The following is a 375-nucleotide window of genomic DNA, read 5'->3' on the forward strand; positions in this document are numbered from 1 at the left end:
GCACAGGACGTCGACGCCGGCCTTCCAGGTCAGGTCGGCCGGGCTGCAGCCGAGGAAGGCGCAGGCGTTGGAGAAGCGCGCGCCGTCCATGTGCAGGTTGAGATTGAGCTCCTTGCAGGTCTGGCTGATGGCGCGGACTTCTTCCGGGCGGTACACGGTGCCGACCTCGGTGGTCTGGGTCAGGGTGACCACACGCGGTTTCGGGTAGTGGATGTCCTGGCGCTTGAGGGCGATTTCGCGGATGGCCTGCGGCGTCAGCTTGCCGTTCTCGGTCCTGGCCAGCAGCAGTTTGGAGCCGTTGGAGAAGAACTCCGGCGCGCCGCATTCGTCGGTCTCGACGTGAGCGGTCTCCGAGCAGATCACGCTGTGGTAGCT

At 65.9% G+C, this 375-nt stretch carries 1 protein-coding gene; it reads right to left on the reverse strand.

Translation table 11 applies throughout. The features are described from left to right. Nucleotides 1–375 (reverse strand): threonine aldolase family protein (locus NDO48_RS29095; protein WP_267322899.1); only part of this gene is annotated, 375 nt, incomplete at both ends.

Source organism: Aminobacter sp. MET-1, from assembly GCF_026521175.1.
GTDB lineage: Bacteria > Pseudomonadota > Alphaproteobacteria > Rhizobiales > Rhizobiaceae > Aminobacter.